Source organism: Myroides marinus, from assembly GCF_900109075.1.
GTDB lineage: Bacteria > Bacteroidota > Bacteroidia > Flavobacteriales > Flavobacteriaceae > Flavobacterium > Flavobacterium marinum_A.
In genome coordinates this window covers 374,134-395,275 of sequence record NZ_FNYS01000001.1, presented here as the reverse complement: position 1 = coordinate 395,275, position 21,142 = coordinate 374,134, and the positions used below count along the sequence as shown (strand labels likewise).

Sequence of the window (21,142 nt, the reverse complement as noted above, 5' to 3'; positions counted from 1 at the left end):
ATAAAGAAGCTCGAAGGTATGACTTTCGAGCTTTTTGTTTTTCGTATAAATATAATTGTCTATATCTTTGCAGCATACAGATTTAGTCAAGCCTCTTTCTTTTTATAGAAATGTAACTAAATAGAAGAAATTAAAAGAAGCTCAACCATTGGTTGGGCTTTTTTGTTTTAAATACCCTTTTATAGTAAACTACTTTACTATAACTACCTTATCTTTATTCTGTAAAATATATAGAGATGCCAAACTTTAAAAACAAAACTTATCGGCTAAGTGAGTTTATCGAGATAGTAAAGAATAAACAAGAGCGATCAGAGCAGTACAACCCATTGTACAACTACGCTATTTATGCTGTAGAAGCTGAGGTGACGGGTGACTTAGAGATATACGTAGGTGATCCCGTAGAGGTTACTGATAGCGATGAAGAGATCTATCCAGAGTACGCTTTGACTCATGATATGTGGTATTTCTGCTCAGATGAGAATATACAGGATGTAGTAGATTTGGCTCTCAGTCAAAGAGCAGATATTAGTATAAAACAATTAGTAGAGGCTTTAGGCTATTACTTAGAGCACGATGATTTTATGGATTTTTAATAGCAAATTAGAGATGAAGATAAATTGTTTTACATGGAGTGTATTGTTGCTGTTTTTGCCTTTTGTAGTTATGGGGCAAGTAAGCAAGGCTGAATTAGAAGCTTTCTCACATATCAAAAAGGAAGTACCCCAATTAAAAGAGACTGTACTTTCTCCTAAGGGTCAAATGATGGGACAGAAGGTCTTGTTAGAGATGTATTTCTTTAATATAGGTAGTCGATTAAGTAATATAGAGAGTAGTGCTTTTCCTGTAAATGCACAGGAGTTAATGCCTTTAAATTTAAAAGGAGTAAAGCAAATCGATTTAGAACTTAAGGTTCCACTTATGATAACTGAAGAAGAAATGACTACACATAAGTGGAAGTATAATTTTAATACTCAGGGCAATCTTGTGAATGTTTATCATACAGCTGATTTAGAGGAGGTGGAGCAGGGAGAGTCTGAGAGTATTGTAAGCTTTGTTTATAAAGACAATCTTTTGGTAGAAATAGATAAGTCTACTTTGAAACAGCCTGTCTATATCGGTAAAGACCACGTACTGTTAGACCTGACCACTTTTGCAGAAGATGGAGAAGAGATTAGCTATTTGGTGTATTGGGAATTTGATGACGATGGTAATATAGTGAAGAGAAGAATTAGTGGAGATATGCGTATGAGTATAGAGAATAAGTACGAGAATAGATATGCTAGTATCTACGATGCTAAATCCCAAACTTTAAATGGATATAATGTATATACTAGCTATAGTCAAGAAGGAAGTTACAGTAGTAAGAAGTTTACAAATAATAAACAGATCCCATTCGAAGTAATCGATGGTTATGAATATCCCGATTCAGCTACAGCTTGTTTTAGTGTGGAACAAAAAGACAATACTGTTCTAATTACTCAATTGCAATATGGAGTTAAGATTAAGGAATACAAGTTTGTTCTTAATGACAAGAAAAATATTCAAGAGATAGTAATCTCTAGTCTTGAACAGACGGTAACTGACACTTATAATGCCACAGTAGATATGAATTATAAGTACACTTACACGTATTATTAGCATTAAGAGTGCTTTTGTCCGATTATTACACTATTTCGCCTGATTTGTATATCATTTAGTTCAGATTGATTTTCTATTTTTGGAAAAACAAATAAACAACAACAATGAGCAAACTAATAAAATCAGGATTATTATTCCTTATAGCTATTAGCTCTATCGCTTGTGGAGGTAAAGATGCTAAAAGTGAATCTACTCCTAGTGGAGAAGAAATGACAGTAACTAGCGAAGCAGATAAAATAGCACAAGGAGAGAAGATATTTACAGGTAAAGGTAATTGTACTACTTGTCATATGGCAGATAAGAAACTTATTGGGCCAAGTATCCAAGATATCGTGAAAGGATATGATGCTAAAGGTGGTGATCTAACGGCTTTCTTAAGAGCTAAAGCCGATCCTATCATTGAGCCAGCCCAATTCCCAATGATGGAAGCTAACCTTAATATTACGAAGAAGCTAACTCCTTTAGAGATGGAGGCTCTTATTCTGTATATGCGTAGTCTATAGTAGTATTAATTTACTAAACATATATTGTAACAAGCTATCAAGATTCTCTTGGTAGCTTTTTTTATTGGTGCATAATGAGAATAAGTGCTTATTCGACTATCATCAACAGAAAAGTAGATATTTTTTTGATTTTCACCCTTTTTTTAAGGGTGATTTAGTCTCTATAGAACTCTTTTTCTACTCTTTTTGATTTAAAAGGTACTTAATCTGGCTGTTTTTGGCCTGTTTTTCAAAAAAAGTGAGTCACTTTTTTTAATCTCATTTTAGGATTTTTTCAATATAACTAATTGAATAATATGCTCTTGTGTGTTTTTGGTTTGTTTTATTGATTTACATACACATACCTTCAATGCCACTATTTACGGGTGTTGAGAGCAAATCCTTTTACAGTTCTCTTAGGATTCTCCCATTTTGCTCTTAATGAGGGCTGTTTTGTAAGAGAACTATAGAAGTATCGTAAAAGGATCATAGAGTAAAAGATATCCACTATGACAACTGTTTATTTTAAACGTCTTTGAAGGCTGATTGGGAGAGAGTGTAGATGCTGATATTGCTTAAGATTGGCAAAAATATTGTGTGATAAGTATTCTTATAAGATGATTTTTTAGAAATGAAAAGTCTATTGTTAAAAGAGGAGTATGAATACTGATGTCCGATAAACACTGGCTATTTAGAAGCATTCTAAGATTTTATAAGAAGTATAATTAGTAACTTTACTACACAAATTTAAACTAACAACTCAATGGACTTCATATATCAGGATCCGTATCCAATTCAGAAAGATGATACGACTTATAAAAAGATTTCTTCAGAATACGTAAAAGTTGAAAAACTAGGAGATCGCGAGATATTAGTAGTTGATCCTAAAGGAATTGAAATATTAGCGGAAGCTGCTATGACAGATGTATCTTTCATGTTAAGAACATCTCACTTAGAAAAATTAAAAGCAATACTAGACGATCCGGAAGCGACAGATAACGATCGTTTTGTAGCATATAACTTATTGCAGAATGCTGCAGTAGCTATCGATGGTCAGTTGCCTTCTTGTCAAGATACAGGTACTGCTATCGTGGTAGCAAAAAAAGGAGAGAACGTATACACTGGATCTAATGATGCAGAAAGTTTATCTAAAGGTATCTTCGAAACTTACCAAAAGAAAAACTTACGTTATTCTCAAATCGTTCCTATCAGTATGTTCGAAGAGAAAAACTCTGGGTCGAACTTACCTGCACAGATTGACATCTATGCTACGCAAGGAGCGAAATATGAGTTCTTATTCTTAGCTAAAGGTGGAGGGTCTGCTAACAAGACTTTCTTATACCAAAAAACAAAAGCCCTGTTAAATGAAAAGAACTTAACAGAGTTTATCAAAGAGAAAATCATGGATTTAGGTACTGCTGCATGTCCTCCATATCACTTAGCTTTAGTGATTGGTGGTACATCTGCTGAGGCTAACTTAGCAGCGGTGAAGAAAGCATCTGCAGGGTACTATGATAATCTTCCTACTTCAGGTAGTATCGGTGGACAAGCGTTCCGCGATCTAGAGTGGGAGAAAAAACTACAATTAATCTGCCAAGAGTCTAATATCGGTGCACAGTTCGGAGGTAAATACTTTACTCACGATGTACGTGTAATCCGTCTTCCTCGTCACGCTGCTTCATGTCCGGTAGGATTAGGAGTATCATGTTCGGCAGATAGAAATATCAAAGCTAAAATTACAGCAGAAGGTTTATTCGTAGAGCAGTTAGAGACTAACCCAGCTCGTTTATTACCAGCAGTAGCTCCTCACTTAGAAGAGCCTGTAGTAATCGACTTAGATCAACCTATGGCAGCTCAATTAGCTGAGTTAACTAAGCATCCTATCAAAACTCGTGTAATGTTAAACGGAACTGTTATCGTGGCGCGCGACATCGCTCACGCTAAGATCCAAGAGATGTTAGACAATGGACAAGAGATGCCTGAGTACTTTAAAAATCACCCAGTGTATTACGCAGGACCAGCTAAGACTCCAGAAGGTATGCCTTCAGGAAGTTTCGGACCTACTACTGCTGGACGTATGGATCCATACGTGGACGCATTCCAAGCGGTAGGTGGAAGTATGATTATGCTTGCTAAAGGTAACCGTAGTCAAGCTGTAACTGATGCATGTAAGAAACACGGTGGTTTCTATTTAGGTTCTATCGGAGGACCAGCTGCTATCCTAGCGAAAGAGAATATCTTAAGCGTTGAGGTGGTTGACTTCCCAGAATTAGGAATGGAAGCTGTACGTAAGATTAAGGTTAAGGATTTCCCTGCATTCATTATCACTGATGATAAAGGAAATGACTTCTTCCAAAATTTATAATACCAGAATAAACTAACAATTTATAGACGACAAGAAAAAGCCGTTGTTCATCAGAGCAACGGCTTTTTTAATGAAGAATTAGGAATGAGTGCCTTCAGTATGATGTAGGTATTGTATATCCACAACGGTAGGGACATAGTACTTTATGCTTAGCAATCTATGTGTGTTGTATTTAGGTATGCATTCAATTATTGAAGATATGTGTTATGACGTATTTTACATAAAATATGTATACAATGTGCGTCTTCTTGAAGATAGAGAGGAGATTATCTTATAAGTTAATACCGAAATCCATAGATTACTTACAATAGCATCTTGTTAATCATAAAATATATTTATTGTTTTTTGTATTTAATTAATAAATAGAGGCTTATTATAATCAAGATAGCAGAAAGAGCAAATGAAACACCAGGTAAATAAGGCAGATTATCACCTTGTGTGAATAAGTAAAAACCATATGTGAACACAGGTGGTGCTATTATTGTTGTTACCCCATTTAGGCTACCTAATACACCTTGTAATTCTCCTTGATGTTGTTGGTCTAAAGACTTGGATAACATGGACTGGAAAGCTGTCTGCTGAATACTACCAAGTAAGTAGAGGGTCATTCCTATCCATAATTGTATTGTTGAAGTACAATAACTCAATAGCATAAGCCCACTTAAACTAGTTAATAACCCTATATAGATTAATCTCTGATCAGATAACTTGTTTGATAAGAATTGTAGTAGGTAGGCTTGTACTAAGAATCCTATAATCCCTATAATAGTCAGTGATATTCCTACTTGCTGCTTGCTCCAATTGAATTCTAGCATTGTATAGAATGACCAAGTACTCTCCATACTATGTGAAGAAGCAGATAACAGAAAGAAAACCACTAATAGGATAGCAACGGTCTTAAAACGCTTGATACTCTTTAAAGATTGTAAAGGTGAGAAATCAGTTAGTGTGAGGCGTTGACTGGACAAAGTATGATTGGTTTCTGGAAAGAAGAAATAGCCATAGATTACATTTAGTAGACCTAGTACACTTGCAAAGTAGAATGGGTATGTCATCTGATATTCTCCTAGTAACCCTCCGACTAATGGGCCTATAATAAAACCAATATTAAAAGCGGCATTGAGATAACCGAAGTATTTTGTTCTATTGCCTTCTTCTGTAATGTCTGTGATAGCTGCTGAAGCTACGGCAAAGGTTGCTCCTGTAATACCAGCTAATAATCGACTAATAAATAGCAACCAATATGTATGTGCTATAGCCATGATAAAACAATCTATCGAAAAGCCTAATAGTGAGAGTAATAATACGCGTCTACGCCCATAACGATCACTAATAATCCCTAAAATAGGAGCAAAGATAAATTGCATAAAGGCATAGGCAAGTGTAAGTAAACCACCATACTTGGCAGCAGTACTTAAATCAGCTTGTAATACTTTCTCTAGTAATTCTGGTAGTACTGGGAAGATAATGCCAAATCCAGCACTATCTAATATAATGGTTATCGTAATGAATATTACGATATTGTTTGTTTTCTGTAAAGTCATAAATTAATACAATAAAATAACTGTACCCATAAGATTGGGTACTATAAAAAGTGAAGTTCCCTTGCGTGTACAAGCAAACTGGGATTCGAGATGTTATTTTATTATTGCTGCATAATGCACAAAGGTAATATGTAATAGGTTTATAATCAAAATATAAGTCTGTTTTTATACAAATACCAATTTGGTAAGAATAGTGTAGATGTGATTTATATCTATGAAAATTACTACCTTGCCTTATCATTGTGAATTACCATGAACGACTTATTATCATATATATACAATAATCCATCGGGCCTTACCAAAGGGAAGGGAGGGGATGAACTATTCTTAGCGAAGTACAGTGAGATACAGAAAAATACAGATGCTCCATGTTTCTTTTGGGGAAATGTGAAGAACCCATTTATTATGGCTCGATGCTTAATCACTTTGTCTAATGTGGTAAAGTCGAGTTTTAATCTATCTCCTACTGATTTAGCGAAACTAAAAGATCCTATCGCTACTGCTGGTGATGGTAGAGTGCGCTTTGAGGGATTTTCTCATTGTGCTGGAGTATATGCTCGAGTAGATGTATTACCTGATGGTTTGGATGGTGAGTTTTTAGAGAATGGTACTACTAATGTAGACTTTAATCAGTCCATGCTGACTGCCTTGAATAGTATTAAACAGAAAGAGAATGTGTTACTTTCTATCGGGCAGAAAGAAGTGAGTATTCAGACAGAGGAGAAGAAGATAGTAGAGCGCAAAGTACCTTTGCCTATCAAATGGATTAAGGGATTGAGTACAGTACAGATTTATTTGTCTAAGGCTGAGAGAACACATACGTTTAATAAAATACAGACACAGCAGTTGTTTAGAGGAATACCGAAAGGAGTGGTAAAGACAGATTATTATTTAGTAACTCGTGGTAATATGCCGATGTTTTCGCCTGTAAAATCTGCTAATGCGGTATGTGTAGGAGCTATACATAGATTGAGATTGTTAGAACCTTTATTGCCTTATATAGATAGTATGCAGGTATACCCTCATCCAGATATGCAGAGTACTACTTGGCAGTTATACTTTGGTGATATACGCTTCAGTTTGTCGTTGTCGAGAGAGGCTTTTAGAGGTTTTTCTGGAGAAGGAGCTGCACTGGAGTCACTGATAGAAGATGTAGACGATGAGTGGATAGACGCTATGGATAAATATGCGTATGCTAACCAACGCTTTAACCCTACATTATTAGCCGTAGAAGAAGGTTTTGGGTTTAAAGATGTAGATAGCTTGACTGCGCGTATGGCTTCTATGGGATTGTTGGGATTTGATTTGGATGATAACTCATTTTTCTACAGACGACTACCATTTAAGTTGGACCGTATTATGAGTTTAAACCCACGTCTAAAGAATGCTGAAAAGTTAATAGCTGATAATAAAGTAGAGATTATCAGTAATGCGAATGGTCGTGTAGAGGCTCGTGTAGATGGTACAGGAGGCGTTAGACATACTGTAATCTTAGATGGTGAACAACAACGTTGTACGTGTGAGTGGTATGGTAAATACCAAGGGGATAGAGGAATGTGTAAACACGTGCTGGCGGTGAATAAGTTGGTTGGTTAACAGTTTTTGGTTTACAGTTCACAGACTGACTGTAAAACAAAAACCGTAAACTATTCTTGACGAATTTGTACTTTGTCTTCTTCTGTGTAGTGACATAAAATAAGTCCAGAAAGACTATATTCTTCTAAGTTGTACTTTTGTTCTAAGGCTGTTAGCTCTTCTTGTGTCTCTTCTATGTTTTCGCTTGTTAATGCGCTAATAAGCTCTTGCTGTGGAATACTGCTGTCTACATCTAATAAGATGACTCCTTCGTCTTGCTTAAAGTAAGCAACTTGTTCGGTTGATATAGATAGTTGAATGTATTCTTTTTCTTCCCAATCTCGAATTGATAAATAAGGTTGCTTATCTGCATTGTATAAGATTTGTACATAGGCATCTGTACCCACTATGTAGAAAAAGCGTTCGTATTCTGACTCGTATTCGTATCCACTAAATTCTTTGCAGAAGGTTGTATAACCTTCTAATTGGTTATTAACTATTAGAAAGAGATTGTCTCCACGATTAATAATAAAGGCTGTGTGTTGCATAGGTACTGTTGTTTGCATCAAAATTACATTTTTTAAATAATTAATAATAGTGGTTTTTAATAAATTGGTGTGATAGTTGCTTGTATTAAAACAAGTTATTGAATGTAATATTCTTTATTCAATAATTTTTTTAGTGTAGAAGTGTAGTAAATGCAAAAAGCATTTCATAGTTAATATCTGATTGTTTAGGCTGGTAGAGATACCGGCTTTTTTTGTGTTTATATTTCGTGATAAATGAATTACCTTTGCGGCATGCAAATAGACAAAAAAGACATCAGAAGTTTATCTAAGGAACAATTAAGGGATTTCTTTGTTTCTCAGGGAGATAAAGCATTTAGAGGAAACCAAGTGTACGAGTGGTTATGGAGTAAAGGGGCTCATAGCTTTGAGGATATGAGTAACTTATCTTTGGCTACACGTGAGATGCTAGATGCTAACTTCGTAATTAATCACATCAAGGTAGATAGTATGCAGATTAGTACTGACGGTACGATCAAGAATGGTGTGAAGTTACACGATGGTCTTATTGTGGAGTCTGTATTGATCCCTACTGAGACGCGTACTACAGCGTGTGTTTCTTCTCAGGTAGGATGTAGCCTGGACTGTGAGTTCTGTGCTACAGCTCGTCTTAAACGTATGCGTAACTTAAATCCTGATGAGATCTATGACCAGGTATTGACTATCGATCAACAGAGTCGTCAGAATCACGGGCACCCTTTATCTAACATTGTGTTTATGGGAATGGGAGAACCATTAATGAACTATAACAATGTACAGGCAGCTATCGAAAAGATAACTTCTGAAGAGGGATTAGGTATGTCTCCTAAGCGTATCACTGTGTCAACATCTGGACTTCCTAAGATGATTAAGAAATTGGCAGATGATGGTGTGAAGTTTAAGTTGGCGGTGTCATTACACTCAGCTATTGAAGAGACACGTAATAGAATTATGCCATTCACGAAGAGCTTTCCTTTAACTGACTTACGTGATGCATTACAATATTGGTACAGTAAAACGAAGAGTCGCGTTACTTATGAGTATGTGATTTGGAGAGACATTAACGATGATAAGGCATCTATAGATGCTTTGGTTAAGTTCTGTAAATACGTACCGTGTAAAGTAAACCTAATCGAGTATAACCCTATCGATGATGGTGAGTTCCAGCAGGCAGATGAGCGTGCTACTAATAGTTATATCGCAGCTTTAGAAAAGAATGATATTACTGTAGTAGTTCGTAGAAGTCGTGGTAAAGATATCGATGCTGCGTGTGGACAGTTGGCTAATAAATCATAAGAATAGTATCGTTAGATTTTGTAAAGAATTGTTTAGCAATTCCTTAATCATTTCTATTTGATGGAAACTATTTAATGATATAAAAAAGTCGTATTTTTGGTTGCAATGAATATAGTACAGCAAATAAAACAGCCTATACAGAATGAGATGGAACTTTTTGAAAAGAAGTTCCGCAACTCAATGACTACTAAGGTAGCCTTACTAAATAGAATTACTTATTATATAGTGAATAGAAAGGGGAAGCAGATGCGTCCTATGTTTGTATTTCTAGTAGCTAAGATGGTAGATGGCGAGGTGAATGAGCGTACTTATAGAGGTGCTTCTGTTATAGAACTTATCCATACTGCTACACTAGTACATGATGATGTAGTAGATGATAGTAATAAACGTAGGGGATTCTTCTCACTTAATGCTTTGTGGAAAAATAAGATAGCTGTGTTAGTAGGTGACTACTTATTGGCTAAAGGTTTATTGTTGTCTATAGATAATGGTGACTTTGATTTGCTTCGTATTATCTCTGTAGCTGTACGTGAGATGAGTGAAGGAGAGTTACTACAAATAGAGAAAGCTAGACGATTAGATATCACAGAAGAGGTGTACTATGAGATTATTCGTCAGAAGACTGCTACACTTATAGCAGCGTGTTGTTCTTTAGGGGCGGCGGCTGTGAAGCCAGATGATGCAGAACTTATAGAGAAGATGCGTAAGTTCGGTGAGCTAATCGGTATGGCATTCCAAATAAAAGATGATTTATTTGACTATACAGATGGGCCTATCGGTAAACCAACTGGTATAGATATTAAAGAACAGAAGATGACTCTGCCTCTTATATATGCTTTAAATACATCTGAACCGAAAGAAAAAAAATGGTTGATAAACTCTGTTAAGAATCACAACGAGGATAAAAGACGTGTGAAAGAGGTTATCGCATTCGTTAAACAAAAAGGAGGCCTAGAGTACGCTACTGCTAAGATGGTAGAGTATCAACAAGAGGCTCTGAATATACTACGCGAGTTTCCTGAATCTACTTATAGAGAAGCTCTGTTCACGATGGTGAATTATGTTATAGAAAGAAAAAAATAATTTTCTTCACTTTCCTTACAACCTTTTTATTTAGAATTGCGTCTATGTATATAGATAAGCAATTCTAAGTATTATGAAAGGTATTATATTATTAATTACTTCATTTGTTGTTCAGTTTATACTGATGATTATTAACTTCTTTGGCTAAAGAGGGTTAATATTGTATTGAATTATTTGTATGAAATAAAACTGGTAATGAAGCTAATCCGATTACACAAAAAGAAATTAGAGGACTATATAGATGATCTGCGCACTCATAAAAGAGTAGCTCAGAAGGAAGTCTATGACCTTATCTCAGCTAAGATGCTCTCTGTGTGTAGGCAATACATTAGGGATATACACTATGCAGAGGATGTGATGATAGCGGGCTTTATGAAGGTATTTACTAATATAGATAAGTACGAGAATAAGGGCAACTTCGAGGGATGGATAAGACGTATTATGGTCAATGAGTCTATTTCTTTTTTACGTGCTCAGAAGGGATTTGATTACATAGATGAGATAGAGGTAAAAGAAGAGGTGATAGAAGATGATATCGAACTGTCTATGGAGGATATACAGATATTAATAGATCAGTTGCCCGAAGGATGCAGAACAGTGTTTAATCTCTATGTAGTGGAAGGTTATAAACACAGTGAGATAGCTAAGTTATTAACAATACAAGAGGGAACGTCTAAGTCTCAGTTAGCACAAGCAAGAAAATTACTACAACAGCAATTAGCAATCTTAAAACAACAAGGGGTATGGAATGGAATAAAATAGATAAGCAATGGAAAGAGGGATTAGAGGATAGAGAGATTACTCCATCTTCTAGTGCTTGGGATAAGCTGTCTAGTCAATTAGATAAGCAAGTTGAGGTTAAAGAGAAATCTAGTCTAAAGTTGTGGATAGGTATAGCAGCAAGTTTATTAATAGGAGGGTTTTCTGTTGTTCAATTTGTATTGCCTTCTACGGATTCTCAAGCAATACCTACTATCGAATTACCTACTGTAAATCAAATAGAGCGTGTAGTAGTGGAGAGTGAATCTACTGAAGCGATAACTGATACTATCAGTGCTAAACAGAATAAGACTGAGCATATCAATAATGCTATAAAACCTATGGATAGAGTAGGTAAACAAAGTACGACGCATAAGCAATTAGCTAAAAATAATATGGTGGAAGATACGATAAGCACATTAAAGCCAGAGAGTCTTAAGGAGGTATTCATAGAACCGGTAGTGAATAAGCCTTCTAAGAGAATCGTGGTGAGTAGTGATGATTTATTGAATCAAGTGGAGGGGGAAATAGAAATTGAGTACAGAGAGTCTGTAATCAAGAAGATATATGATAAAACCAAAAAGGTGATTGTAGAACGATCAAATTAGTCTGTTATGAAACAAAAAACTATATTAATTATGACTGTTGCCATGCTAGCCACTATGGGGATGTATGGACAAGTATTAAAATTTAATAAAGAGGTAAAGAGTATTGCTGTTAAGATTCAAAATAGCACAATAGAAGAGAAGGAATCTCTAAAGATTAAGGTGGATTCTCTGAATGTGTTGGTGGAAAATAAGAAACTGACAGAGGAAGAGGCACAAGAGGTGAAGAGTAAATTAGCTGCTGAATCGTCAACGCGATTAGAGGAAAGGATAAATCGCCTGAATGATAGCTTATCTCAGACGGTACAGAATCATGTGAAGTACTCTATTAAATCGGGAGAGTTATACGAAACTCCTGATGAGTCAGAGTATGGATCTGCTATTCTTATTGGACGTAAAAATTACATACAAAGAGGTACTAAAATAAAAGCAGATAGACGTAATCAGGTTCAACTTCAGTTTGCCTATGGAATGAGTAATCTAGCAACGGAAGGTTCTTTTGCAAATTCAGACATTAGCTATGTGCCGTCTAACTTTATTCAATGGGGATTTAATGTAAATAGCCGTTTATTAAAAGATAGTAACCTGTTACACCTTAGATATGGATTGTTATTAGAGTACAATAATTTAAAACCAACAGAGAACCGCTATTTCCAAAAACAACCTGATGGACAAGTAGCTATTGTGGATCATGATAAAGATTTGCGCAAGAATAGACTAGCGATACGATCTTTACAAATCCCTGTGTATTTAGAATTTGATCTAACTAAGCCTCAAGTAAATGAGAAAACAGGTAGAACGTATTTTAAAAGTCAGCAGACGTGGAGATTTGGTTTAGGTGGATTTATGAATATTAATCGCAAGGATACTTATCAAGTATATAGATATACTGATGAAGGTCATGAGTTTAGAACCAAAGAAAGAACTGCTTTAGATATCAATAAAGTAAGATATGGTGTAGGTGCTTATGTGGGTAATGGAGATTGGAGCTTATTCGCTCAATATGAGTTAACACCGATGTTTAAACACAATGATGTTAAACAGAATATGTGGTCATTCGGTGTAAGATTAGATTTGTAATAGGATTGGTATTTTACCATATATAAGTTATGTCTTTATAAGACTAGAACAGTTAGATTCTAAATTTAATTAGTTAATTATTACAATGAATTATTAGGTTATGGGAGTTGTTTTTAGATTATTTATTCTAAAACAACTCCCTTTTCTTTTACCTTTGCATCTGCCAGAAATATGTGTATATTACAAATTATAGTATAATCGAGGTATACATACATAGAACTAAACTTAATATATGATTTCCAAAAGTACCATAGATGCCGTCTTTGATGCCGCTCGTGTAGAGGAGGTAATAGGTGACTTTGTAACTCTGAAAAAGTCAGGGAGTAACTACAAAGGGCTTAGTCCTTTCGTTAACGAGAAAACACCGTCGTTTATGGTATCGCCTGTTAAACAGATTTGGAAAGATTTTAGTTCTGGTAAAGGAGGTAATGCAATTAGCTTTATTATGGAGCATGAGCATTTCTCTTATCCTGAGGCTATACGCTACTTGGCGAAGAAGTATGGTATCGAAATAGAGGAGACTGAACAGAGCGATGAGGAGAAAGAGCAACTGAATGAGAAGGAGAGTATGTTCATTGTGTCTGAGTTTGCGAAGAAATACTTTGAGGAGACCCTGTTTCAAGCTGAAGAAGGGAAAGCTATAGGGATGACTTACTTCAAAGAACGTGGTTTTACTCAAGAGACTATAAAAGAGTTTGGATTAGGGTATTCTCCTGATCAATGGAGTGCTTTTACAGATGCCGCTTTACAAAAGGGGTATTCACTAGAGTATCTAGAGAAGACAGGGCTTACTATTGTTAAGGAAGATCGCAAGTTTGACCGCTTTAAGGGAAGAGTGATGTTCCCAATACAGAGTATGTCTGGTAGGGTATTGGGATTCGGTGGACGTATCTTGATTACAGATAAGAAAGCTGCGAAATACCTTAACTCGCCTGAGAGTGATATCTATCACAAGAGTAAAGTACTTTATGGTATCTTTCATGCTAAACAAGAGATAGCTAAGCAGGATAACTGTTTCTTAGTAGAAGGGTATACGGATGTTATCCAAATGCATCAGACAGGTATTAAGAATGTGGTGGCTTCTTCTGGTACTGCATTGACACCTGATCAGATACGATTGATTAGTCGTTTGACTAAAAATATTACTATGCTATTTGATGGGGATGCTGCTGGTATTCGCGCTTCAATGAGAGGGGTTGATCTAATCCTTGAGGCAGGAATGAATGTTAGAGTATGTCCATTGCCAGATGGTGAGGATCCTGATAGTTTTGCTAGAAAACATTCGAAAGAACAGTTAGACGAGTACTTTAAGAATAACGCTACTGACTTTATTCGATTTAAGGCCAATATGTTAATGGGGGAGGCGAAGAGCGACCCTATTAAAAAAGCGGAGTTGATTAGAGATATGGTGCAGAGTATTTCTAAGATACCTGATCAGATACAGAAAGAAATATATGTGCAAGAGTGTGCACGTATTATGGATATCTCAGAGGATGTTATCTTTAATTCTCTAGCTCAGATTGGTAGAAAGGAATTAGCTGATGCAAATAAGAAGTATGTACAGGAGCGCAAGCAAATGGAGGTGGTTCACTCAGAACAGCAACCAAAGGAGGCTATTGATCCACAGTACAACCTAGAACGCAAGATTATAGAGATATTGTTGCTTTATGGAAATATGGAAGAGCAGTTTATCGAACTTCTATTAGATGTGAATGAGGATAATGAAGTAATAGAAGTAGAGCATAAGGTAGAACAAAAGGTATATGAGCGTATATATCTGAGTTTGCAAGAAGATGAAGTGCAGTTAACTAATCCTATGTTTAAAGTGATTTATAAGGATATCATGGATTACTTTAACCATAATGTTTGGGACTTAGAGAAGTACTTAAAGACTCTTAACCCAGAGATGGCTCAAGAGGTAACGAGTATCATCATGGAAGATGAGAAAGAAACTTTACACAACTGGGAGTCTCAGAATATCATAGTAAAACAAAAAGTACAAGGGGTATCTCAATATGTAACGGAGACTATATTAACACTGAGAATGTACTTGCTAAATACAATGATAGAGAAGTATAAAGTGAAGCTAAAGGACAGTGATGAAAAAAGGTCTTATGAGATGCTTACTTTAATCATGGACTATACTAGTCTGATGAATATGTTCTCTAAGCGATTAGGACAAGTTACATCAAGATTTAAAACTATAGAGGAATAAAAAAAGAGGCTATTGCCTCTTTTTTGTTTATCTAGATCTGTATCTAACAGTTGGTAGTACACTATAACGATCACTCTTCGTTCTAGGAACTACTGTGTGGTATACTATAAAATCTGTGTATAAATTTCCTCTGTTTACATTTATTTCTACTTCTAGCAAATTCTCACCTCCATACCCACAAGACTCTCTATACATAGGTGTGATATCTATAATAGAGTTAAAACCAGTAGCGTATGTTTGACCTATGATTAGTTCATCATATCTAAAGTCAATTACGCCCTTATAATATTGTGCTCCTCTTACTCTTTCTTGAAATTCTTGTTCACTTTTAATTACTGTGAATCTTTCACCTTTTAAACCATAAACACGGAAATCATTTGGATGGAAAGCATACACAGGAGCTAATTGTTTTGATCTATAAAAATCATTGCCACAATAATCATCATCTGATGAACATGAAGTCAGCGATACTGATAGTATTGCAATTAAAAACAATAAATACTTTTTCATAACATAACTTTTTAACAAAGGTACCTGTTTTTCAAATACAGTTGTTAAAAACACTGAGCAAAAAACGCTAATTATTTGAATTCTATAGGAATTAAACAAACAGGAATAGGATTTATCTTATGTTGGTTAATTCTGTTCAGTCTACTATATATTTCAAACACTTCTCTCTCTCTTCCCGTAAAGTCTTCTGCTTTAGCTCCTTTTTCGTGTGCAAGCATTGCTATTTCTAATTCGTCATAATTAGCTCCTAGTTGATCTTCATCTGAACGCTCATCACCGAATAAGCCATCAGTTGGTTTAGCTATAATAATGCTACTAGGAACGTTTAGGTATTCTCCAATAGCTCTTACTTCTGATTTCATTAAGTCTGCAATAGGGCTTACATCCACGCCACCATCACCGTATTTAGTAAAGAATCCTACTCCGAAGTCTTCTACCTTATTACCAGTACCAGCAACTAAACTTCTGTGTAGACCTGCATAATAGTATAGTGTTGTCATACGCAATCTAGCTCTTGTGTTAGCAAGTGTTAGGTTTAACGTAGCTTCGTCATCAGATGTAGGTACAGCTTCTTTTAATGTTTCGAATGTTGAGGTTAAGTCCGCTACAGCAGAAGTAACATTGCTAAACTTGTCTTTTAAGAAAGCGATGTGCTCTTTCGCTCTAGATACTTGTGAAGGATCTTGGTGTATTGGCATTTCCACACATACTAATGGCAATCCTGTCATCGCACATAACGTAGATGTTACAGCAGAGTCTATTCCTCCAGATATCCCTATTACATATCCATTTACTCTAGCACTTTGTGCATAGTCTTTTAACCAGTTTACAATGTGGTTAGTTACCGCTTCTGTATTCATTTTTGTTTTGTTTGTCATGACTTTGAATATTTATGGAATAGGTTGATATCTATCTTATTATATTTGTACTCTGAAAATAAAAAAAGATAAGATGACTTTTTCCAAATTTACTAATTTATCTAGTGTTGTTTTACTAGTTAGCTGTGTTTTTTGGTCTAGCTGTGGAGATAAGCAAAGTGAACTTGAAAAAGAGATCAGTGCTATTCCTATAGAAATGACTATAGCTCGTTTTGACGAAGAATTTAATAAGGCAGATATCTCTGAGTTGAATCAAGTTAAGAAGAAATACCCTTATTTCTTTAATGAGAACTTACCTGATGAATTCTGGATTGAAAAGAAAAAAGACACTTTGTTTGTTGAGTTGAATGAAGAAGTGGAGAAGAAGTTCGCTGACTTAGGAGATTTGCCAAAGCAGCTAGAAGATTTCTTTAAGTATGTGAAGTATTATTATCCACAAGAATCTTCTAAGAAAAAGGTGATTACCTTAATTTCTGAAGTAGATGTTACTGCCAAGGCTATTTATGCAGATTCTTTAGCACTAATTGCCTTAGATACTTACTTAGGAGAGAAGCATAGATTTTATGGAGGTTTTCCAGAGTACCTAAGAGGTACTTTTGAGTCTACTCAGATATTACCTGATTTAGCAGAGAGTTTTGTATTACAAAAAATGCCTGGTAATAAGGATAGAACTTTTTTAGCAGGAATAATTCAGCATGGAAAGGCTCTTTATGCTAAGAAATTGTTACTACCTAGTATTGATGATGCTTATATCATGGGGTATACACCTGAGCAGATAAAATGGTGCCAAGTGAATGAACAGTATATGTGGAGATACTTTATAGATAATAATTTATTATATGATACTGATCCTCGATTGACGAGTAGATTTATCACTCCTGCTCCATTCTCTAAGTACTATTTAGATATTGATTCTGATAGTCCTGGTAAAACTGGTGCATGGTTAGGTTGGCAGATTGTTAAGACTTATATGCAAAATAATAATGTAACTTTGCAAGACCTTTTTAATACAGAGGCAAAAGAAATATTTGAAAAATCAAAATACAAACCAAAGAAGTAATGAGTAAAAATCACGTTTCTGATATAAATATTAGAGTAGAGTTAGACGAAAATAAGGTACCAGATAAATTATTCTGGACTGCAGAAGATGGAGGAGTAAATGGTGCAGCTTCTAAAGCAATGCTTTTATCTATATGGGATCATAAAGCAAAAGAAACACTTCGTATTGATTTATGGACAAAAGATATGCCTGTAGATGAGATGAAGAAATTCTTTCACCAAACATTAGTTGCAATGTCTGATACATTTGAGAGAGCAACTGAAGATGAGAAAATGGCAGCTACGATGAAAGACTTCTGTGACTACTTTGCAGAAAAATTGGACTTAATCGAAAAGTAAGAACTACATAAAAGAAACGCCCCAATGAATAACTCATTGGGGCGTTTCTTTTATTGATGGAATTAGATTAAACGACCATAAGGTTACAACCTCTAATGTCTGAATGATCAAATCGTCCTAATATTTCGAAAGAACCGTCATTGTATTTTTTTCCTAGATCTTGGGTAGCAATAAACGAGCAAGAATTAATATTTGCTAAGTCAATTACATTAACTCCACCAGTCTTTCCTTCTTCTACATAACTTAAAGCATCTTCTGGATCACGAGTTAATATATCCATCCAAGGTGGACATTCGAATACACCATCGCCAAAAGAATACCCTTGAGATAGTAATTCTGTCATTCCATATTCAGAGTGTATTTTAGATACTCCAAAGCCGTCACATAGTACTTGGTGTAGTTCTTCGCGTATCATTTCTTTACGTCTTCCTTTCATACCACCAGTCTCCATAATGATCGTATTACTAAGATTGAACTTCTGCATTTCTATCATATCAAGTAAAGCATAAGTCACCCCTATTAATAACACGTTGCGACCTTGTTTATCTAGATCTACTAACATCTTAGCTAATTCTTCGTAATTATGCAAATAAAACCCGCTTTCAGGCTGATTAGAACCTTTTATTAAATCTTCTACCATGTAGATTAAGGAAGATCCCTCTCGTTCTAGATAAGCTGGTAAAAGAGCTAATACAACGTAATCTTCTATATTACCATAAAAGTGAGAGAATGCAGATCTAAAACTGTATTCGTAGTAAGCTAGATCAGTTACGTGATGCTTACTTGTAATCATTCCTGTAGTTCCACTACTAGTGAACGTAATCTGTATAGGATCTGTAGAGCTTAGTACATCTCGGCTCTTAAAAAATTCAATAGGTAAGAAAGGTACATCAGTAAGTGTCTTCACTTGCTCAGGTGTTTTATTAAGCAGGTTACAGAACTGTTGATATACAGGATTATGTTCATACTGGAATCTAAAGACCTTCATAGCTACTTTATGGAAGTCTTTTTTAGTTTGTATTTGTATGATTTCTTCAGGTCTAAACACGGTGTATTATATTTAATTGCAAAAATACAAATAAAAAAAGAGCATCACTTTTGGAGATGCTCTTTTTAGAATATAAAATCATTAAAATGTAATTCTTTACTTCACTACTATCTTTCTAGTAGCAGTTGCGTTGCTCTCTTTAATCTTCATAACGTAAATACCAGCATTTACACTATAAGGTAAGTTCAACTCTCTGTTATTTACAGTAGTTGTAAATACTTTCTTTCCTACAACATTGTATAACTCTACTTCCTTAGGTTCATTCTTAGTAGATTCAATGTACAATTTACCATTAGCCACAGCTGGGTTAGGGTAAATAGATAGCCCTTCGATACTCTGATTAGTAGAATATCTAGGTTCATTATTATAACGCAAACCACTTTGCGCAAATGCTGTGCTTCCGCCTAGCATTGCAATGAACATCGTAATATAAAAGTATTTTTTTGCCATCTAACTGAAATTATGGTATAAAAGTAATTATTTAAAATGATATAAAAAAACAAAAAAGTGCCTATTTTTTTAAATAAGCACTTTTTTTTAACATTTTTATCTTTGATTTACTATAGACCTACAGTCCAACCTTTAGCCCAGTCAGGAGTAGCAGTACCATTTCCGGCACCTTTATTCTCTCCAGCTGTAAATACTTTAGATACATCTACAGTATCACCTTTTGTATTTTTACCTTTAGTAGCTTTTGTTTTTGTGCTGATTAATTTCACATTGCTAACTAATAATGTTCCATTATTTACGTTAGTGATAGTTTCATCGTGTTCTACGTCAAATGCAGTTTCGTAATCACCGATTACTACATCAAACATTTTTCCTTTAGTACCTTCACGTAATTTCATTGCAGTACCTTTTCCATCTACAGCTGGTAATAATGTTATACCTTTGATTGTAGGGTTTGAAGTAGGATCTGCATTTCTGTTTTTAGCGTTGTTATCAGCTTCGAATCCTTTATCAGCAGTTCCTGATTGTTTAGAGAACCAGAAAGCGTTTTCTTGACCATTCCATCCTTCAGTCCAGTCAAATTGATCATCATCATTGTTAGAAGAAACTAAGTACTGAGCACTTACAGTTCCACCGAACCACTCAAATCCGTCATCTGAACCTTCGTGAGCTTGTACATATTGAATAGTAGTTCCGCTACCAACTCCGAATAATGAAAGACCATTAAATTCTTTCTCACTGTTGTAGTTAGCTCCAGAGTACTCAATTCTTAAGAATTTAATTGACCCAGAGTTATCATTTGCAACTTTACCTCCATAAGTTAAGTCAGATACTTCAGCAGTAGCAGTTTCTCCTTTGTTGATTGGTGCTCTACCACAGATAACTAAACCTCCCCAGCTACCTCTTTTTTTCTCAGCAGCAGTCATTACTACTGGTTTGTCTTTAGTACCTTCTACAAAGATTTGTCCTCCTTGAGCTACTGCGATATATGCAGAAGTACCACCTGTTCCGATAATTGTTGTACCTGCAGGGATTGTTAATGTACCACCTTCTTCTACAACTAATTTACCTGTTAAGTTATATACTTTAGTTCCGTCAAGTGAAAGTTTTTCACCTTTCTTAACTGTTCCTTTAATTTCGTTTGGTTTTGTTGGAGTTGTTGTTCCTCCATTGTTATCATCACTTGATGAACAACTTGCTAATGATAATGCTACTAATGCAATTCCGAATCCTGATCTTAATAATTTTTTCATGTGAAATATAGTTTTTTATTTGTTTGATACAAAGATGTCTAGAAAACAGAAAAAGGATGTTAAGTCATTGTCATTGAATAATTAACAGTATGTGATTTTAATATTAATTCAATGTTAACTACGTTAATTCAGTTGTTTTTAGCTGTAGAATATTAAGCAGTTGTAAACTGAGGTAAAAAGAGATGATATTATACTAGAAATAGTATGACTATTTATTATTTATTTGAGACAATAACTTATAAAGAAAGTGCAGGTATTGCATTGCATAAGGTGTAGTTATTTATTGAAGAGAATCACAAGTAAAGAAAGCAATGGTATTAGAATAGAAACAGTAGAAGTACTTAGTATTTATCAAAGAGAATAACACATAAAGCCAACAATGGTATTACAATAGATATCATATAGCCACCTATTCTAT

The 21,142-nt window shown here is 35.1% G+C and carries 20 protein-coding genes; 13 read left to right on the top strand and 7 right to left on the bottom strand.

Annotation, left to right across the window (positions count from 1 at the left end; all coding sequences use genetic code 11):
* Positions 1-236: 236 nt before the first annotated feature.
* The 4 genes from BMX53_RS01800 (at position 237) to BMX53_RS01785 (ending at position 4,485) form a co-directional block, all read left to right on the top strand.
* Positions 237-593 (top strand): DUF7716 domain-containing protein, encoded by a 357-nt coding sequence (locus BMX53_RS01800; protein WP_063175114.1) that lies wholly within the window; start codon positions 237-239, stop codon positions 591-593.
* A gap of 13 nt (positions 594-606) precedes the next feature.
* A complete protein-coding gene (locus BMX53_RS01795) occupies positions 607-1,638 on the top strand; it encodes a hypothetical protein (protein WP_133145881.1) in 1,032 nt (343 codons plus the stop codon).
* 104 nt (positions 1,639-1,742) lie between these two features.
* Positions 1,743-2,141 carry a c-type cytochrome gene (locus BMX53_RS01790; protein WP_063175116.1) on the top strand — a complete coding sequence of 133 codons (399 nt, stop codon included), beginning with the start codon at positions 1,743-1,745 and terminating at the stop codon, positions 2,139-2,141.
* A 742-nt stretch (positions 2,142-2,883) separates the two neighbouring features.
* A complete protein-coding gene (locus BMX53_RS01785; RefSeq protein WP_038985072.1) occupies positions 2,884-4,485 on the top strand; it encodes a fumarate hydratase in 1,602 nt (533 codons plus the stop codon).
* A gap of 335 nt (positions 4,486-4,820) precedes the next feature.
* Here the strand turns inward: BMX53_RS01785 and BMX53_RS01780 are convergent, their stop codons facing one another.
* Complete coding sequence (locus BMX53_RS01780; RefSeq protein WP_063175117.1) at positions 4,821-6,029, bottom strand: TCR/Tet family MFS transporter; 1,209 nt, start codon at positions 6,027-6,029, stop codon at positions 4,821-4,823.
* Between the two features lie 252 nt (positions 6,030-6,281).
* Here BMX53_RS01780 and BMX53_RS01775 point away from each other — a divergent pair, with 252 nt between their 5' ends.
* Positions 6,282-7,625, top strand: coding sequence for an SWIM zinc finger family protein (locus BMX53_RS01775; RefSeq protein ID WP_063175118.1), 1,344 nt, complete (start codon positions 6,282-6,284; stop codon positions 7,623-7,625).
* Positions 7,626-7,675: 50 nt separating this feature from the next.
* Here BMX53_RS01775 and BMX53_RS01770 read toward each other — a convergent pair whose 3' ends face one another.
* Complete coding sequence (locus tag BMX53_RS01770) at positions 7,676-8,170, bottom strand: hypothetical protein (protein WP_063175119.1); 495 nt, start codon at positions 8,168-8,170, stop codon at positions 7,676-7,678.
* A gap of 234 nt (positions 8,171-8,404) precedes the next feature.
* Here BMX53_RS01770 and rlmN point away from each other — a divergent pair, with 234 nt between their 5' ends.
* The 6 genes from rlmN to dnaG all read left to right on the top strand — a co-directional run bounded on the left by rlmN (position 8,405) and on the right by dnaG (position 15,187).
* A complete protein-coding gene (rlmN, locus tag BMX53_RS01765) occupies positions 8,405-9,445 on the top strand; it encodes a dual-specificity RNA methyltransferase RlmN (RefSeq protein ID WP_063175120.1) in 1,041 nt (346 codons plus the stop codon).
* A gap of 105 nt (positions 9,446-9,550) precedes the next feature.
* Positions 9,551-10,528 carry a polyprenyl synthetase family protein gene (locus BMX53_RS01760; RefSeq protein ID WP_038985064.1) on the top strand — a complete coding sequence of 326 codons (978 nt, stop codon included), beginning with the start codon at positions 9,551-9,553 and terminating at the stop codon, positions 10,526-10,528.
* A gap of 195 nt (positions 10,529-10,723) precedes the next feature.
* The gene (locus BMX53_RS01755; protein WP_038985062.1) at positions 10,724-11,290 is read left to right on the top strand and encodes an RNA polymerase sigma factor; all 567 of its coding nucleotides are present in this window, start codon (positions 10,724-10,726) and stop codon (positions 11,288-11,290) included.
* Complete coding sequence (locus BMX53_RS01750) at positions 11,272-11,895, top strand: hypothetical protein (protein ID WP_063175121.1); 624 nt, start codon at positions 11,272-11,274, stop codon at positions 11,893-11,895. The genes BMX53_RS01755 and BMX53_RS01750 overlap by 19 nt, the downstream gene beginning before the upstream one ends.
* Positions 11,896-11,901: 6 nt before the next feature.
* A complete protein-coding gene (locus BMX53_RS01745) occupies positions 11,902-12,972 on the top strand; it encodes a hypothetical protein (protein WP_242651178.1) in 1,071 nt (356 codons plus the stop codon).
* Positions 12,973-13,204: 232 nt separating this feature from the next.
* Positions 13,205-15,187, top strand: a complete 1,983-nt coding sequence (gene dnaG, locus BMX53_RS01740; protein WP_063175123.1) for a DNA primase — start codon at positions 13,205-13,207, stop codon at positions 15,185-15,187.
* Between the two features lie 27 nt (positions 15,188-15,214).
* On the opposite strand, the gene BMX53_RS01735 is transcribed toward dnaG, so the two are convergent.
* The gene (locus BMX53_RS01735; RefSeq protein WP_063175124.1) at positions 15,215-15,697 is read right to left on the bottom strand and encodes a hypothetical protein; all 483 of its coding nucleotides are present in this window, start codon (positions 15,695-15,697) and stop codon (positions 15,215-15,217) included.
* Positions 15,698-15,768: 71 nt separating this feature from the next.
* Positions 15,769-16,575: an NAD(+) synthase gene (gene nadE / locus BMX53_RS01730; RefSeq protein WP_063175125.1), complete on the bottom strand. Its 807-nt coding sequence runs from the start codon at positions 16,573-16,575 to the stop codon at positions 15,769-15,771.
* Positions 16,576-16,648: 73 nt separating this feature from the next.
* On the opposite strand from nadE, the gene gldB reads away from it, so the two are divergent.
* Both gldB and gldC read left to right on the top strand, forming a co-directional pair.
* Positions 16,649-17,635: a gliding motility lipoprotein GldB gene (gldB, locus tag BMX53_RS01725; RefSeq protein ID WP_063175126.1), complete on the top strand. Its 987-nt coding sequence runs from the start codon at positions 16,649-16,651 to the stop codon at positions 17,633-17,635.
* Complete coding sequence (gldC, locus tag BMX53_RS01720; protein ID WP_038985051.1) at positions 17,635-17,973, top strand: gliding motility protein GldC; 339 nt, start codon at positions 17,635-17,637, stop codon at positions 17,971-17,973. The genes gldB and gldC overlap by 1 nt, the downstream gene beginning before the upstream one ends.
* Positions 17,974-18,040: 67 nt before the next feature.
* Here the strand turns inward: gldC and BMX53_RS01715 are convergent, their stop codons facing one another.
* From BMX53_RS01715 to BMX53_RS01705, 3 genes are all read right to left on the bottom strand, one after another.
* The gene (locus BMX53_RS01715) at positions 18,041-19,021 is read right to left on the bottom strand and encodes a LuxE/PaaK family acyltransferase (RefSeq protein WP_063175127.1); all 981 of its coding nucleotides are present in this window, start codon (positions 19,019-19,021) and stop codon (positions 18,041-18,043) included.
* Between the two features lie 96 nt (positions 19,022-19,117).
* Positions 19,118-19,471, bottom strand: a complete 354-nt coding sequence (locus tag BMX53_RS01710) for a T9SS type A sorting domain-containing protein (protein WP_240485451.1) — start codon at positions 19,469-19,471, stop codon at positions 19,118-19,120.
* A 110-nt stretch (positions 19,472-19,581) separates the two neighbouring features.
* The gene (locus BMX53_RS01705) at positions 19,582-20,724 is read right to left on the bottom strand and encodes a hypothetical protein (protein ID WP_063175128.1); all 1,143 of its coding nucleotides are present in this window, start codon (positions 20,722-20,724) and stop codon (positions 19,582-19,584) included.
* Positions 20,725-21,142: the final 418 nt, after the last annotated feature.